This window comes from Hyphomicrobium sp. DY-1 (genome assembly GCF_047497105.1).
GTDB lineage: Bacteria > Pseudomonadota > Alphaproteobacteria > Rhizobiales > Hyphomicrobiaceae > Hyphomicrobium_B.
On record NZ_CP134870.1, the window covers coordinates 694,814 to 710,571 of the forward strand.

Annotated in this window: 15 protein-coding genes; 5 read left to right on the forward strand and 10 right to left on the reverse strand. The window is 59.7% G+C overall.

Annotation, left to right across the window (positions count from 1 at the left end; translation table 11 throughout):
- Positions 1-21: 21 nt before the first annotated feature.
- From RLW41_RS03330 to RLW41_RS03340, 3 genes are all read right to left on the reverse strand, one after another.
- A complete protein-coding gene (locus RLW41_RS03330; RefSeq protein WP_024276252.1) occupies positions 22-1,434 on the reverse strand; it encodes an ammonium transporter in 1,413 nt (470 codons plus the stop codon).
- Between the two features lie 289 nt (positions 1,435-1,723).
- Positions 1,724-2,566: a sterol desaturase family protein gene (locus RLW41_RS03335; RefSeq protein WP_414463482.1), complete on the reverse strand. Its 843-nt coding sequence runs from the start codon at positions 2,564-2,566 to the stop codon at positions 1,724-1,726.
- An 88-nt stretch (positions 2,567-2,654) separates the two neighbouring features.
- Positions 2,655-2,954 (reverse strand): cysteine rich repeat-containing protein, encoded by a 300-nt coding sequence (locus tag RLW41_RS03340; protein WP_409560762.1) that lies wholly within the window; start codon positions 2,952-2,954, stop codon positions 2,655-2,657.
- A gap of 553 nt (positions 2,955-3,507) precedes the next feature.
- On the opposite strand from RLW41_RS03340, the gene RLW41_RS03345 reads away from it, so the two are divergent.
- The gene (locus tag RLW41_RS03345) at positions 3,508-4,209 is read left to right on the forward strand and encodes a response regulator (RefSeq protein ID WP_414463483.1); all 702 of its coding nucleotides are present in this window, start codon (positions 3,508-3,510) and stop codon (positions 4,207-4,209) included.
- Between the two features lie 1,010 nt (positions 4,210-5,219).
- Positions 5,220-5,594: a sensor histidine kinase gene (locus tag RLW41_RS03350; protein WP_414464654.1), complete on the forward strand. Its 375-nt coding sequence runs from the start codon at positions 5,220-5,222 to the stop codon at positions 5,592-5,594.
- On the opposite strand, the gene RLW41_RS03355 is transcribed toward RLW41_RS03350, so the two are convergent.
- The 4 genes from RLW41_RS03355 to RLW41_RS03370 all read right to left on the reverse strand — a co-directional run bounded on the left by RLW41_RS03355 (position 5,595) and on the right by RLW41_RS03370 (position 10,160).
- Entirely contained in the window at positions 5,595-6,581 is a 987-nt protein-coding gene (locus RLW41_RS03355; protein ID WP_414463484.1) for a zinc metalloprotease HtpX, read from the reverse strand.
- A gap of 252 nt (positions 6,582-6,833) precedes the next feature.
- Entirely contained in the window at positions 6,834-7,301 is a 468-nt protein-coding gene (locus RLW41_RS03360) for a hypothetical protein (protein ID WP_414463485.1), read from the reverse strand.
- Between the two features lie 89 nt (positions 7,302-7,390).
- Complete coding sequence (locus RLW41_RS03365) at positions 7,391-8,266, reverse strand: hypothetical protein (RefSeq protein ID WP_414463486.1); 876 nt, start codon at positions 8,264-8,266, stop codon at positions 7,391-7,393.
- 832 nt (positions 8,267-9,098) lie between these two features.
- Positions 9,099-10,160, reverse strand: a complete 1,062-nt coding sequence (locus RLW41_RS03370; RefSeq protein ID WP_414463487.1) for an SH3 domain-containing protein — start codon at positions 10,158-10,160, stop codon at positions 9,099-9,101.
- 305 nt (positions 10,161-10,465) lie between these two features.
- On the opposite strand from RLW41_RS03370, the gene RLW41_RS03375 reads away from it, so the two are divergent.
- Positions 10,466-11,338, forward strand: a complete 873-nt coding sequence (locus RLW41_RS03375) for a polysaccharide deacetylase family protein (RefSeq protein WP_414463488.1) — start codon at positions 10,466-10,468, stop codon at positions 11,336-11,338.
- Between the two features lie 204 nt (positions 11,339-11,542).
- A complete protein-coding gene (locus RLW41_RS03380) occupies positions 11,543-11,959 on the forward strand; it encodes a nuclear transport factor 2 family protein (RefSeq protein ID WP_414463489.1) in 417 nt (138 codons plus the stop codon).
- 23 nt (positions 11,960-11,982) lie between these two features.
- Here RLW41_RS03380 and RLW41_RS03385 read toward each other — a convergent pair whose 3' ends face one another.
- The 3 genes from RLW41_RS03385 to RLW41_RS03395 form a co-directional block, all read right to left on the reverse strand.
- Positions 11,983-13,725 carry a cytochrome c biogenesis protein DipZ gene (locus RLW41_RS03385; RefSeq protein WP_414463490.1) on the reverse strand — a complete coding sequence of 581 codons (1,743 nt, stop codon included), beginning with the start codon at positions 13,723-13,725 and terminating at the stop codon, positions 11,983-11,985.
- A 252-nt stretch (positions 13,726-13,977) separates the two neighbouring features.
- Positions 13,978-15,015 (reverse strand): glutamine synthetase beta-grasp domain-containing protein, encoded by a 1,038-nt coding sequence (locus RLW41_RS03390; protein ID WP_013948732.1) that lies wholly within the window; start codon positions 15,013-15,015, stop codon positions 13,978-13,980.
- 36 nt (positions 15,016-15,051) lie between these two features.
- Entirely contained in the window at positions 15,052-15,279 is a 228-nt protein-coding gene (locus RLW41_RS03395) for a hypothetical protein (RefSeq protein ID WP_024276260.1), read from the reverse strand.
- A 228-nt stretch (positions 15,280-15,507) separates the two neighbouring features.
- On the opposite strand from RLW41_RS03395, the gene RLW41_RS03400 reads away from it, so the two are divergent.
- Positions 15,508-15,711 carry a DUF2735 domain-containing protein gene (locus RLW41_RS03400; RefSeq protein ID WP_013948733.1) on the forward strand — a complete coding sequence of 68 codons (204 nt, stop codon included), beginning with the start codon at positions 15,508-15,510 and terminating at the stop codon, positions 15,709-15,711.
- The last annotated feature ends 47 nt before the right edge of the window (positions 15,712-15,758 follow it).

Genomic DNA, 15,758 nt, shown 5'->3' on the forward strand with positions numbered 1-15,758 from the left:
AGTCCGCCGCCGGCGTAAAGATTAGATTTTGAGTTCCTTACGCTGCAGAGCCTCAAAGGCTGCTTCAGCTCCCGAGAGATTCGGGTAGGTCGTCTCGATGTGCTCGCCATCGAGACCCGTCAGCTCGACCTTCGGATCGACACGGAGTAGGCCCAGCATCTTCAGGACAAAGCCGATAATGTAGCCTGGGATCAGACCGAAACCGAGGGCGAAGACGAGCGTCGCGATGGTGTTGCCGATCGGCGTTACGACCGGCAGACCTTGCGCGTTCGTCCCGAACCAACCTGCACCTTCTGAAAGCGCAACGGCTGCGCCGGAGCTCGGCATGATTGCCGGGTAACCCCACAGCACAAATCCGGCGACGATGCCGCCGAACACGCCGCAATAGCCGTGCACCGCAACCGCGCCGACAGCGTCATCGAGTTTGTATTTCTTTTCGACCCAGTTATGCGCGTAGTACGCCATGATCGTACCGGCGACGGCAATCGCAAGAGCGACAACGGGATGGTAGAGATCGTTGCCGGCGCTTGCCGAGATGAGGCCCGTGAGGCCGCCGGAGAACGTCCAGAAGGCGTTGCCGTTGGACACCAGATAGGCCGTCATCATGCCGCCGAAGAGGGCGAGCAAGAAGTTCATCGTGACGCCCGACAACGTGATCGGGAAGCCATAGATGTTCGTCGCGGTCCAGTAGGCGGGCTGGCCTTCGGCGGCGACGTTGGCCATCGGGATGTGGCAAGCGGCATAGAAGCCGAAGAAGCCCACGTAGATCATGAAGAGACCCACGGTGACCATCCACGGATTGTGCGCCGGGATTTCGCGCGGCGTGCCGTCAGGCGCGAACTTGCCGATGCGCGGCCCGAGGTGCATCAGGATGCCGAGGGTAACAAAACCCGAAACCGAGTGCAGGACGGCCGAGCAATACTGGTCGTGGAACCCGAGGTATTGCGTCATCCAGCCATTGCCTGACCAGCCCCATGCTGCGGGGACGACCCAGGCAACTGCGCCGACATAGATGGCGATGATCAAAAAGCCCGACGTCTTTGCGCGCTCGATGATCGAGCCCGAGACGATCGAGGCCGCGGTCATGCCGAAGAGTGCGAATGCACCCCAGAAAACGCCGGAGATGCGGTCAGACAGGTTGGGAGCGAGCTTATCGGACCATGGCTCGAAGCCCGTTGAGAAGCTGACGGATGTCGAGCTGACAGGCCAACCCTGCAAGGCGATGTAGATCCACATACCGAACAGGAAGAACGCAAGGCCGACGACGGGGATCGCCATCGCGTTCTTCAGAAGCGTGTGCTGGACGTTTTTGGTGCGGGCGACACCGACTTCGTACATGCAGAAGCCGATGTGAATGAAGAACATCAAGACGATAGTGAGAAAGAAATAGAACTCGGTGAATATCGTCAGCATTGCCGCGGATTGATCGGCCATAAGCGACTCCCCTCTCGTGCCTGGCCTGCCGTCGCGGCCGTCCAAGGCAGTTTCCTTACAAATTCGTAAGCGCAGGAATCGTGCCAAATGGTGCCTGGTCGTATTTTCATGTTCTTCTCAGGAAAATCAGCCGATTTTCCAGAAAATAAACGGCCAGATAGATCGATTCGTTTGCAATTGTTTAAATTGTAGGCACTCGAGCGCCCGGATATGCCGTTCGGTCTAACTTGACATTCGAGTTGGATGATTTGCGTTCAATATCTTTTGAGTTCGCGGAAGACGTGCGAGCTTACGGTGTACCGAACAACACCCTGATTTTGCGCGAGAGGTTCGGCGCGTTTCGGAAATCCCGCCAAAGATAGCCCCATTCCGACAACGCGATGTGAAGCGGGCTCGTGCTGGGCTCGCGGCCCTTCAGGCCAAATTTCAGCGCCTCGCCAGCCGGCTCAGCCGCGAACGACCCAAACAACCGGTCGAAGACGATAAGGACTGAGCCATAGTTCTTGTCGAGGCAGGTTTCGTTCGACGCGTGATGGACACGATGATGAGCCGGCGTGTTCAAGACCCATTCCAGCGGACCCAGGCGAACGGGAACGGCGGTGTGCAGGAAAAACTGATAGACAAGCCCCAGCCCGAGCGTCAGCCCGATGGCAGCCGGATGAAATCCGATGAGCGCCAACGGCAGGAAGAACAGAAACGCACCGCTGATCACGCCCGTCCAGCCGAGCCTGATGGCGGCCGACAGGTTGAAGTGAGTCGCTGAGTGATGCACGGCGTGTGTCGCCCAAAACCAACGGACCCGGTGCGACGCGCGATGAAACCAGTAGTAAAAGAACTCCACACCGAGAAACAGCGCGATCCAGCTCCATGCTGTATCGAGCGGAATATCGAAAAGGCGATGCCGATAGAAGAACAGCATCGGGATCGCGACGAGGCCGCCGGTCAGAATACGCGACGCAAGATCGCCGACTGCGACGCCTATCGAAGCTACTGTCTCCCGCCCATCTTGCTCGTCAGCATGGTGTGCGAGCCGCATATAGAGAAGCTCGACGGCAATGAATACAAGCGCAACAGGAAAGAAGCCGAAGAGCGGCCGGGGAGCAGTGCTCAGAAATGCCGGAATATCCGTCATGGGGCTTGCGTCCTTTGATTTTGAGAGTGCGCGCAACGGCAGGGAGGGCATTGCCCCTCCCCGTCTCGATGCCATGTCGTCTTCGGCATTAGTTCGCCGCTGAATTCCTCACGGCGATAATGGCATCGCGGCATGGCTGACTGAGGCTTCCAGCCTTCTCCGAGAAACAACGGAGAATTCGGCCACCGCCCGGCATCACGCTGCCGCAGAGGCGCGCACGATCGTCCTTGCAGACGGCGAGCGCCGCGCGGGCGTTCGGATTATTGGCGAGAGCTTGAATCTGCGCCTTGGTGAGTGGTTTGTCGGATGCAGCCTGTGCGAGCGCGACGCCCGCGGAAAAGCCGATCCAAGGTAGGGCAAACAAGGCAGCGAAAATGACGGGTCGCATCACGTACTCCGGGGTCAAAGGAAAAATGAAATAGCTTGGGTTGGCCGAGCATTGTCTCTATGCGGCAGGTTTCAGTTTCGAGTGACCGAGCTATTGCGCGTTACGCTGCCGCCATATGGGCCGCTATAGGTCGCGGAATGATTGCACGTCCCGCCAGAACAGCTGGTGCTGCCATAGCGGTTCACAGTGTTTCCACGCGGACCGGTATAGCTCTGATGGGAAGCGCATGAGCCGTAGGCACAGGAACCTGATCCCGACGAGTGCCAAGTTCCACCGCGAGGGCCAACGCCTCCACTGGAGCGCTGCCATCCGGCCTCAGCCACGGTGGCGCCAGCGACGAACATAGCGGCGGCGACACAAAACGGAGCTATGACGAATTTTTTGAGGATCATGAGGGTTCTCCTTTGCAATCGTCACTCCGGGGTGGCGTGACGACAGGGAACCTCACCCGCTAGCGTATCCGGTGTATTTCAAACCGCGCCCCGAACTTTACGTTTTGTAACAGGGCCTCGGAACGCTTGCACTCACACCGGCGCTGGCTTCACATCGCGACATGACCAACCGCCCGCATATCCTCATCATCGAAGACGACGCCGAAATCCGGTCGCTCGTTCAAGGCTATCTGCAGAAGCAAGGTTTTCGCGTCGAGACAGGAGACGGCGGCGCAGCGCTGGACCGGCATCTATCGATTTTCGGAGAGCCGGATCTGATCGTGCTCGACATCATGCTGCCTGGAGAGGACGGCTTGTCGATCTGCCGAAGACTTCGCGCCACGTCACGCGTGCCGATCCTGATGCTGACGGCGCGCGGCGAGGATATCGACCGTATCGTCGGGCTGGAGATCGGCGCTGACGATTATCTTCCGAAGCCGTTCAATCCTCGCGAGCTGACGGCGCGCATTCGTGCCATCCTGCGCCGCAACGAGCCGCCGCCCGTCGAGAAGAAGCGTCTAAAGCTCGGCGACATGATCATAGATCTCGAAGCGCGGTCGGTGACGGACGCAAGCGCCGCTCCCATTGAATTGACAAGCGCCGAATTCGACTTGCTCGAATGTTTTGTGACGCGGCCGGGACGCGTTCTGTCGCGCGAGCAATTAATGGACTGGACGCGCGGACGTCGCTCCGAACCACTCGACCGCACCATCGACGTTCAGCTCAGCCGGCTGCGAAAGAAAATAGACCGCGGCGAGGTCCCCATGTTCAAGACGATGCGTAATGTCGGATACATTCTGGCTGCGCGCATCGAGGAGGTTTAAGCGTGCTGTCGCGTCTTGGGTTTGTCGGCCGTCTCTCGGCGATCATTTTGCTGGCGCTGATAGGTCTGTGGGCGGTGGGCGCCGGGCTGTCCTACGTCACGCACTCACCTTTGGTCACGACGCCTGGCGCGTTTCCGCTGCCGAACCAAATGGCTGCCATCGTCGAGTTGCTCGAGACGACGGATGGCGCCCGCCGAGAGACGGTTCTCAACGCCGTGAGAAGCGATACGCTCGGCGTCGAGATTGCCGACAAAGCTCCGGTAGTGGCCGTCGATCAACGGCGGCTCAAGGGGGTTGAATGGCTGGTCGATCGTTACGTCAATGAACTCGGCAACCGCGAGGTGATTGCGGTCTCCGGCCCGACCGGCACGGGCATGGTTGCCGACATTCGTCCTGGGAGCCGGTGGATGCTGACGCGCCGCGTCGTCCGGATTGCAGTGGCTCTCAAAAGCGGCGGGTACGCTGTCTTTGAGCCGCGGGGCGAGATTTCGCGGCGATTTTTCGGCGTTCCGGCCGGCTATTGGCTGGCCGTACTCGGTTCCCTCGTTGGCATCGCGGCGTTGTTCGCGGTCTGGCGCGAGGCGCGGCCTCTGAAAGAGCTGTCGCGCGCCGTAACGAGGTTCTCAGGCGATGGGACGCCGGTTGTGATTACGCCGCGCGGCGCGCCGGAACTCAAACGGCTGATTGAGGCGACGAACCGGATGCAGGAGCGCATCGCGACGCTCCTCCAAGGCCGGACCGTGCTGCTCGGTGCCGTGTCGCACGATCTCAAGACATACATCACGCGACTGAAGCTCAGAACCGAGATGATTTCGGATCCGGATCAGCAGGCGCGCGCCGAGCGCGATCTCGACGACATGACGGTTCTCATCGACGATGCCCTGGCGGTAGCACGTGGCGGGTCGGAACAGGTTCGCAGCGGTGTCGTCGATCTGGGTGAAGTGCTCGGTATGCTCTGCGCCGATCATCCGAATGTCGAGTTGGAGCTTCCAGGCAATACCTTGACGCTGATGGGAGACGAGGTCGCGCTGCGGCGACTTTTTACGAACCTAATCGACAACGCGCTCCGCTACGGTGCGAAAGCCCCCAAAGTGACGGCGGGCGCAATCGGCGGACGCGTGCGCGTTCTGATCGATGACGACGGCCCCGGCATTCCCGTTGCCGAGCGCGCGTTGGTCTTCGAGCCGTTCTACCGCCGCGAACCCTCGCGCAGCCGCGAGACCGGCGGCAGCGGCCTCGGGCTTGCGATCGCGAAGCAAATTGTCGAGCTTCACAATGGGTCCATCACGCTGGGAGACTCGCCGCGGGGCGGCCTTCGCGTCATCGTCGAGTTGCCGATGCGGGCCGAGAGGGCGTCGACCCAACCGCTACGCCAGTCGGCGTAACTAGGCTGCGCCGTAGAGCGGCGAGGCGCGCAGATGGCCGATGCGCTCGCTGGTAACCGGATGGCTGCGCAGATACGACGCGAGCCGGTCCTCGATATAGCCTTCGGGGATACCGCTCAGCGCACGATGATGATGCTCAAGCTTGGCAAGCGCGGTTTCGAGCGTCTTGGCATCGCCCGTCAACTCGAGAGCGAATGCGTCGGCCTCGATTTCACGGAAGCGGGATAGCGCAAGCATCAACAGCTCGGCGATTGCGGGGGCTCGCGTGAGCACCCACTGCAGCGAAGATTGCTGTTTGACAGCGCCGAAAGCGTGGACCGGTGCAAGACCTGCCGCAGCAACGTCATTGATCGCGCGCTGCAGCTGCGCTGCCCATGACATCGTCGCGCTGTCGCCGTTACAGATGTGCGCAATCTCGTGCGCGAAAATCGCCCCGACTTCTTTCGTGGTCATGCCACGCAGCAACCCTTCGGTGAAGGTGACGATCGCATCGTTCGGACCGCCGAATGCATAGGCGTTCATCGCCCTCTGCCCGATCAGCACGCAGATGCGAGGCCGTTGCGGCAGCTTTGCGCGCCAGCAGATGCGATCGATTTCGGCGAACAGCTCGGGAGCGTCCGCCGGCTCGAGCGTGCGGATCGCAAAATGATCACGCGGAGCGTTTTGCATTTCCGGGCCGCGATTACGACACGGCGTGCCGCGCGCAACGGCGCGTCTTACGCCTTCGTCGCCGCCGACGATCCATCCGCATGATGCCAGGAGCAACAGCAATCCTGCACGGACGTGACGGGAGAGCCGGTCGTTTTCGGCACGTTGTGACTGCGGCTGAAACGGAGCGGACGGATTGCCTGAGCGGTCGCAAGGCGCGAACGCGCGGGAGATATCGACCATGCCGCACGCAGCCGAGCTGCCTGGAATTCCATCAACATGGAATGGCGGCCATCGATTGGCGCGAAGGAAGGTGCCGAAATCTCCCGGTAAATCCACGATTTTCGCTGTTCCCCGATAAGTGACAAAAGCTTATCAGGAGTTTTGCGAATTTCGCGCCAGTCACATCATTTTCCGTCAAAAAACTGACGAAAATGCCGGACGACCACAGGACTGAGGATTATCGGTCACGGTTTAGGAGGCATGATAACGGGCGTCGGCGCACGCAGACAAGCGGCGCGCACGCGCGCGGACGAATCGCGCGGCGCGTCCGCTGACAAAGCCTCAGCTCAGCCGTCTCGTCTCGCGCACTCAGTGCACGGCTCGGCCCGATCCGTTTTGCTCGTTCTGCGCCCTCTCACGGATGGGCGGCAGTTCGGGGCGAATGGAGCGAACGACAGTGATCGCGCGATACGCCTGCAGGATCAGAGCAAGCGCCGACTGATAATCGCGCGCATCGAACGCCCGCCGCGCCTGCTCGACGACACCGCTATAGGTATCGAGGCCGGGATAGCGGCTGGCGTTTCGCTGAAGATACGCCGAGACGTTTCGGAGAGAGTCGAGGATGATATCTTCCGTGAAGGCAACGGCGGCATGTTGCTCAAGTTGCGCGGCGTTACCGCCAGCAAGATGCGACGGACCTTGCTGACCGAAAGCATCAGACTGAAAGCGCATCAATAATGGCACGAGATTTTCGAGCAGCCCGATCAGGGCTTGCGTATCCGCGTGCGTATCCTGCGATCTGCCGCCCTGATCGGAGCGCTGAGACTCGTTCGACATGGGTGATCCTCACTTCTTGAAATGGGGAAGAAAGCGCCACCCATAAAGGGCGGCGCTTCCGGTTGGCTTGGGGAGAGCAAATGTGGGCGTCAGCAGGCGCCGCGCTGCATGTTCGGCTGCTGATTGATCGCCTGGAGGTTCGCGATCACCTGCGGAAGGGCGGCCGTCAACTGACGGACGATCTCGCCGACTTCGACCTGGTTCAGCTGACGCTGCTGGCCCATGCCCTGATTGCCGCCAAAAGCGGCGTGGCCCTGATTGCCGCCAAAGGCGGCGTGGCCCTGATTGCCGCCGAAGGCTGCCTGACCGAACGGTCCGAACGCGTTCGGCTGGTTCTGACCGAAGAGCGACAACTGATATGGGTTCTGATTGCCGTAGCCGTAGGCGCCCTGATTGTGCTGACCCGGATTGTTCCAACCCTGGTTATTCCAGCCCTGATTGCCCCAGCCGAGGTTATTGAGACCCTGGCCGCCGCCGTAGACGGCGTTAGCATAAGACCCCTGCTGGCCCTGTTGCTGCAGCAGGCCGACGATCTGGGGGATGACAGGCAGTATCTGGCGAACCACCTCATTCACATCCTGCTGCGAAAGATTGCGCGCGGCTCCACCATAAGCTGCTCCGAACCCAGCGCCGTAACCGCCCTGACCGAACGCAGCCTGCGACTGCTGGGCCTGGGCGATGACCTGCGGCAGGATCGGCATAAGCTGGCGAACGACCTCACCGACGTCGTGATGAGACAGCTGCCGCTGGCCGCCGAACTGACCACCGAAATTCTGGCCGCCGAAGTTCGGACCATAGCCGAAGGCCGACTGCCCTAATCCGGCGTTCCAGGCGTGCTGAGGCTGGGCGAAAGCCTGTGCACCCCATGCCTGACCCCAGGCTTGCGCGGGGTTCGGGTTCCAGCCGCCGTAGTAGCTGTTGGGATTCTGTTGAAAGGCGTTCTGGAGGTTATCGCTGTGAATCATAGTCAGGTACTCCTCGAGCGATGCATGACCATCGATGAACGGAGCCACACCAAGACTTTGGTGCGCCTCTTGGAGACGTGCCTTGCGACACGGGCCGCCATTCCGACGGCGTCTGTTAGGTGGCATTCAGTCCGCTCAATTCCAGGGCCTAATTCAGATTATTTTTCCCTTTTTATTTCGCATCGATATTCAATGAATTCAGCACATTATATTTGACGCAATAATTCTTATTTGACTCGCATAACCACATAAGAAAAGCGACAAAGCGCGCTGCATTCCACATGCCATTTTGAATCCTTCAAAACTCACCATCAACCTGAAAAACAATAGTTTTTTATGTGTCCGATATTTCACAAATATAAAACATGCGTGTTTTATCTATTCGGCAGCACCGTTTATTCTGCAGAAGAAAATCAATTGCCGGATATACGACAAAATATATCTCACGGCATATGCCCATGAGCCTAAATACGAATCACCTATTCCGCACCAGAAAAACACTCGGATCGCATTGAACCGCAATTCGCAATCAATTGTGATCCGATGTTATTTGCCCCGCCTGGAGCATGAAGCGCAAAGTCTGCCAACCAGTTGCGTGGCCGCCATCGCTACGCGAACGAGCGCTGATGTCTCGCTATACGAGGTTTGGCGGCCTTTTTGTCTCCGTGCTGCTCGCGCAGATGCGCGAGTGGCGCGCCGTCAGCCGCACGCGCTAGCGCGGCAGCATTTCACAGCAAGGTTTTGAGGCACGACGGCCAAACGCAAAACGCCGCCGACCGCCTAGGAGCGGAACGGCGAAAGCATTTCTGTCAGGAAGCGCCGCTGAAGCGCATCAGGGAGCCGGATCCCAGTAATTCGGCTCCGAAACCGCAGCGGTGTTTGCAGCGGTCTCTTCGGTGAGATAGCGGCGATTGACCCAGCCCACGAGCGTCTGGTGCTTCACGGGGCACCAGTCGTTCTGGCATGGCCCGGTGATGGTGATGCCGCGGCTGTTGGGCGGAATGCCGCCGACGGTCTCGTAGTCAGACGATGGACCGGTGCGAATGTTGAGAACGTCGCTCGGATCGACGCCAGCAACGCGAAACGGCTTCCGATCAGCGCGCGGGGCTTGGATCTTCGCGACTTCGACTTTTGCGCGATGGGTCTTGGCGGCGACCTTGACCGACGTAAAAAACTGCGGCTTCACCGATGCGACGGCGACGGGATCGTGATGTTGCGGCCGGACCGCCGGACGCGGCGCGGGAACATGGAAGGCGACGGTCGTCGTCTCGGCGTCAATATGTTTCGGCGCGGCCGCAGCTACAGCCACTGTCGAGGTATTGAAATGAGAAGCTTGCTGGGAGGCGCGAGGCTTGGCCTCGGCCGTGGGTGCGGAAGCCTGGAGCGTCGAAGGTTTCGCCTCCGGCTCATTCGCAGCCACCGCGACCTCAGGCTTCTTTTCCACGCGCTTGCGTAGCGGAGCCGCCGGCTTCTTTGCCTCGGCGACGATCGTGGCAGGCTTGGCGACAGGCGTGCCACGTTCGACGATGGTTCCGGTGCCGGTGTCGCCGTTGTCCTTCCGCCAGGTGAAGCGGTCGCCGTTCAAAGTGATCGTGGCGCACCGCTGCTCGGCGTCAAACCAGCGAAACCACTTGAAGCAAACTTTATTTTCGGTGACCCACCAGCGGCCACGATCCTTGGAGGCACCCAGCACCGCGCCCAGGGCGGTGCCTGCCTCGCCTGACATCAGGCCATCGTGGCCGATGTGAACAGAAACGGTGCTCCCGACAGGCGTGTCGAGTGCCAAATGCGATCCGCCAAGCGTCGTTTTGATGGCTTCGCCCGTGAGCTGGACCTCGCCAGCCGCGACGGGGCTTGCAGCAAAACAGCCAAGCAACAGAACGAATTTACGCACATCAGCTCCTGCACGGGTCAAGGTAAAGACTTTGCTAGCTAAGTGTGGCAGAGATTCGATTGCGGCCGGGTAAATGAACGTGCCTATACGACCAATGCCGGGTGCGGTGTCCTGACTCATGCCAGGACACTTGTCGGGCAGCTTAAGATGTATGCGCTATTGCCACGACGTGTTGTATTGACGAACCATCTCAGGCTGAGCAGAAGTCTCGCTCGCGGTGGTCGTTTCTGGACCTCTACCTGCTTTGATTTTATGGCCCTTTGGGGGTGGGCGACATGCGGCTGATTTGGAAGCTAAGCTTTGTGATGTCGGCCGTAATGACAGCAGGCCTGCAGATGCCCACCGCAGTGCGCGCCGAGGACACGTGCCCGAAAGGGACGCTCGGAGTATCGCGAACGATCGAAGTGGATACGACGGGCGGCCCGTGGTTTGGCGAGCCGCATGGGGATCCGAAATTTCTCGCGCCGGGCGAAGTCGTATTGACCTTCGACGACGGCCCCTCGCCGCAGGACACGCGCAAGGTTTTGGCCGCTCTCGCCAAGGAATGCACCAAGGCGACGTTCTTCATGGTTGGAGAGATGGTGGCCCTCCATCCGGAGGTCGTCAAAGAAGTCGCCGAACAGGGACACACGATCGGAACGCATACCTGGTCTCATCCCAACGTCGCGCGACTGACGCTTCCCGAGATCAAGCAGGAAGTCGAAGCGACTTTCGATATCGTCCAGAAGAACAGCCCCGAACCGGTCGCGCCGTTTTTCCGCTATCCTTATCTCAGCAGCAGCAAGCTGTCGGAAGACTATTTCAAGAGCCGCAACATTGCTCAGTTCGCGGTTGACGTCGATTCGAACGACTGGCGTGTGCGGAGTTCGGCTCCGGTTATTGCGCGTGTGATGGCGGGGCTCAAGGCGCGCGGTCGCGGCATCATCCTGATGCACGACATTCATAAGTGGACGGCCGACGCCGTTCCTCAACTGCTAGCAAAGCTCAAGGCTGGGGGCTACAAGGTCGTTCAGCTCAAAGCCAAGGCGCCGGTGCAGGTCATCGCCGACGTATCGCCGCCGGCGCCGAAGCCGGTCACCAAGCGCAGCTCGCGAAAGATCAAACGCAAGGCTTATACAAAATATTCTTCACACGCTCGAAGGGCTTCGCTTCGACGGAAATCAGCCCTCGTCGAATAGCGTATGGCCGTCATCCGCGAACACTGCATGATCGCACATGCATCGCGCGCATACCGCCATAAGCAATTTTGATTTGCACTGAACGTCGATCCGAGCGAATTTGCATTTTGTTGACAATGCGGCACAGCGTTTGGACGTTGCGCTAGACGTGTCAAGAAACGGCAGAGATCCTTTTCCATCAATATCGAGATCATCAGAGCGATATTGGAATCCGCGCGGGAGGCATGGAACTCCGGAAGCGTTGAAGGCGTGCTGGATAAATACGTAGAAGACATCATCTACACTACGAATACCGGTGGTCCCAACGGCGAGTCTTTGACTATTCGGGGAAAGGAAGATGTTCGCCGCCGCTATCTCGGCGCTATGGCACTCATCGAAAGTCGCTCACGCATCGAATATGTTCGGTGGGACAATGGCCTCGTGCGGACACGGCTTGTCGCCACGATGCGGCATCGCGAAACGGGCATCGAATCGACCGTGCGGCTTCGGCAGCTCATCCGCTTCAGGGGATTTCTGATTGCAGAGATCCAGGACTTCCACGACGCCGCCAAATTGGCCGCGTTCTGGCGATTTGTGGGAGCCACTCTGGAGCACCCACAGCAGAAAACAGAATCCGTCTGATAGATCTGCCGTCGCAGGGGCTATCAGCCGAACGTGAAAGCGAAAGCCTGCACGCCGGGATCGAGAAACTCGATCTTGAACGTGCGATCTGCGATCGCCCCAGATTGACGGACAAGCTGATAGAGCCGCTGCGTCGTGACCGTTCCGTCGCCAGAGGCATCAGTGTCCGCGCCGTGACCGGCATCCGGCGCTTTGCCGTCGATCGTGACCTTGAAGCGCACGGGCTTGCCGTCCGGCCCTGGCCCCAAAACGAGGTGCAGATCGCGTGCATGGAACCGAAAGCTGATGCTGCCACTTGCCGCATTTAGCGCGGCATGCTCCGGCGTGATGGTCCAGTTGCCATTCAGGGCCCAGTCGTTCAGCTCATCGGGCTTGCCAGTATAATCGTGGGAGGCGTCGCGGATCGCGCCACCCGGCGAGACAAAGTTTTCCGCGCGACGGTAACCGACATACGTCTCGGGTGATTTCACCGTGTCGGAGGGCTGCGCCTCGATGCCGGAACCATCGACTGAGACGATGCCGGTCGAGACATTCTTGTGTCCCGCTTCCGCAAGTAGTTTCTGAATGACACGCTCGGAACCGTCATAGTCGCCTTCGCCGAAGTGATGGTGACGGATGTTGCCATTGGCGTCGATAAAGTAGTGCGCGGGCCAATACTCGTTATTGAAGGCGCGCCAGATCGCATAGTTATTGTCGATCGCGACCGGGTACGTGATACCGAGATCCGAGACTGCCTGCTTGACGTTCGCGATCTTCTTCTCGAAGGCGAACTCTGGCGCGTGGACGCCGATGACGACCAAACCTTCGGCCTTATACTTCTTTGCCCAGGCTTCGACATACGGCAGTGCGCGCAAGCAGTTGATGCACGAGTAGGTCCAAAAATCGATCAGGACGACCTTGCCCTTCAACGCCTCGCGCGTCAGCGGCGGAGAGTTGAGCCATTCGACCGCGCCATCGATTGAGGGCATCTTGCCTTCGATGGGAAGCTCGCCTTTGTCGTTCGACGCGACGGCGGTTTCGGCATTCGGCATCATGGAGCGTCCGCCGAACATATCGACCAGACGCTGTTCGAGAGAGGACGTGCTCGCAAGCGAGAGACGGGTGAGAACGCCGGTGTCGGCGCCCATAGCAATTGCGCCTGCCGCGACCAAAACGAGGACGCCGACGCCGCGGCGCACCCACTCGCCGACGCCAAGCGAGCGCTTCATGGCGGCGAACACACGTCCACCCGCCAGCAGCGCCAAAGCGAGTGATGTCGCTGCGCCTGCCGCATAGGCGAGCAGCAGCAACGTCGTCGTCGCGCTGGCGCCGTTAAGTGCAGCACCTGTCAGGATGAGACCGAGCACGGGACCGGCACAGGGAGCCCACAGCAAGCCGATAGCGACGCCGAGCAGCAGCGACGGCCAGATCGCGGCGTGGCTGGCTGCAGCGCTGTCAGCGCGTTTCGAGAGCCGGTCACCTAGTGCGACGAGCGGTTGGGTGAGACGTTCGGAAAGGCCGGGGAAGATGAGCGCGAGACCGAAGAGCGCGACCAGAACAAGCGCGGCATAGCGGCCATATTCGTTGGCGGCAACGGCCCAACCGCCGCCGACAGCCGCCAGCGTCGCAACAACAGCGAACGTCGCCGCCATGCCAATGAGAGTCGGCAAGCCGCTTTGCAGGAACGGCTTATCGGCTCGCGCGAAGACGAATGGCAGCACGGGCAAAATGCACGGACTGACGATGGTGAGGACGCCGCCGACGTATGCGAGGAGGAGCAGGAGCATTTCCGGTCTCTATCGTGAACGAACTGTCATGAGCCAACTCTCAATCGAAAGCTATGGCCGTTGCTCATCAGTACGTGGCGTCGAGATCGGACGTTACATTGTTCACGCGGCGCGGGTGTTCGCCCAAATAGAGGCGGTCCGAGACGTGAATGCGCAGCGCAAAATGGTGTTTGAGTGCCTGAGCCAGAAGGGACGCCTCGTCCCAGATAGACTCGTGGCGCCGACTGCAAGAGCCGGCGCCACGATAATGCGTTAGGCAGCCTTCGCAGCAGCGCCGGCCGGCACTTCCGAGATCGTCTTCAGAACCTGGGACGCGATGGCGTATGGGTCGCCCTGCGAGTTCGGGCGGCGATCTTCAAGGTAGCCCTTGTAGTTGTTCTTCACGAACGAGTGCGGAACACGGATCGAAGCGCCGCGGTCGGCAACGCCGTAGCTGAACTTGTTCCACGGCGCGGTCTCGTGCTTGCCGGTCAGACGCTTGTCGTTGTCCGGGCCGTAGACGTTGATGTGGTCCATCAGGTTCTTGTCGAAGGCTTTCATCAGCGCTTCGAAATAATCCTTGCCGCCGACCGTGCGCATGTACTCGGTCGAGAAGTTGCAGTGCATGCCTGAGCCGTTCCAGTCGGTGTCGCCGAGCGGCTTGCAATGGAACTCGATGTCGACGCCATACTTTTCCGTGAGACGGAGAAGCAGGTAGCGCGCCATCCACATCTCGTCGGCAGCCTTCTTGGAGCCCTTACCGAAGATCTGGAATTCCCACTGGCCTTTCGCCACTTCGGCGTTGATGCCTTCGTGGTTGATGCCGGCAGCCAAGCAGAGATCAAGGTGTTCTTCGACGATCGAGCGGGCAACGTCGCCAACGTTCTTGTAGCCGACGCCGGTGTAATACTCGCCCTGCGGTGCCGGATAGCCTTCAGCCGGGAAGCCGAGCGGACGGCCGTTCTTGTAGAAGAAGTATTCCTGCTCGAAGCCGAACCATGCGCCGGAATCGTCCAGAATGGTCGCGCGCTTGTTGGAAACGTGCGGCGTGACGCCGTCGGGCATCATGACTTCGCACATGACCAGTACGCCGTTGGTGCGCGCCGGATCGGGATAGTGAGCAACCGGCTTCAGAACGCAGTCAGAGCTCGAGCCCTCAGCCTGCTTCGTGGAAGAACCGTCGAAGCCCCACAGCGGGAGATCCGCGAGATCAGGGAACGAGCTGTATTCCTTGATCTGTGTCTTGCCGCGCAGGTTGGGCACGGGCGTGTAGCCATCGAGCCAAATATACTCAAGTTTGTACTTCGTCATTCTGGACAGCTCCCTAAGTTGACGTCTGTGGAATTCCTATTGGATGCGCGGCCGCCGATCGCAGGGCTGGCTGCGCGAACCCGAAGGCGCGTTGGGCGCGACGTACGCGCACCAGCGTCGATGGAACATGGCGCTCATTGAGATATCCATGGTGAAGCCGCCATCACGCCGTCGGGCAACGTTAACAGCGGCTTCGAACATGCCTCCAGACACATTCCCGGCGAAGAGGCAGTCGCTCTCGACCTGGGAATCGTCAGTCAGCATCGAACCTCCTCAAATGAAGCATGGCCATCGGAGCCAAGGCTTGCGGCGGAACACAACGATGACTACGTGCGTTCAACAGCGCTGGCAATGCTACCGAAAGATGCAAAACCTAGCATGCTCATAATATAGGCAATTGCTGATTTCAATTGAGGCATCAGGAAAATCGGGCCATCATGAAGGACGAGCCGGTCATCTTTTGTACCCGGCGAAACGAAACGAGAGGCTAAAATGGAAGAAAGGCAATTACGTCCGACTGCTAAAATTTATCAATTCCCAAAGGGCGGACGTGCGGCCCTGCATGGTCAGGAACGCCTAGTTAAGTCTGGCGCAGCAATCTTGCCGGCATGGCATTTTCGCAAAGTCGGTTTCAGCGATTGCTGGTATCACGAAGAAGCCGTCGAGGAAGACGCCCGAGTGGTGCGTTGGAGCTGAGCGTTTGTGCTCGTCCATTCCGAAAGTCGACGAGATGTCCGCTGAAT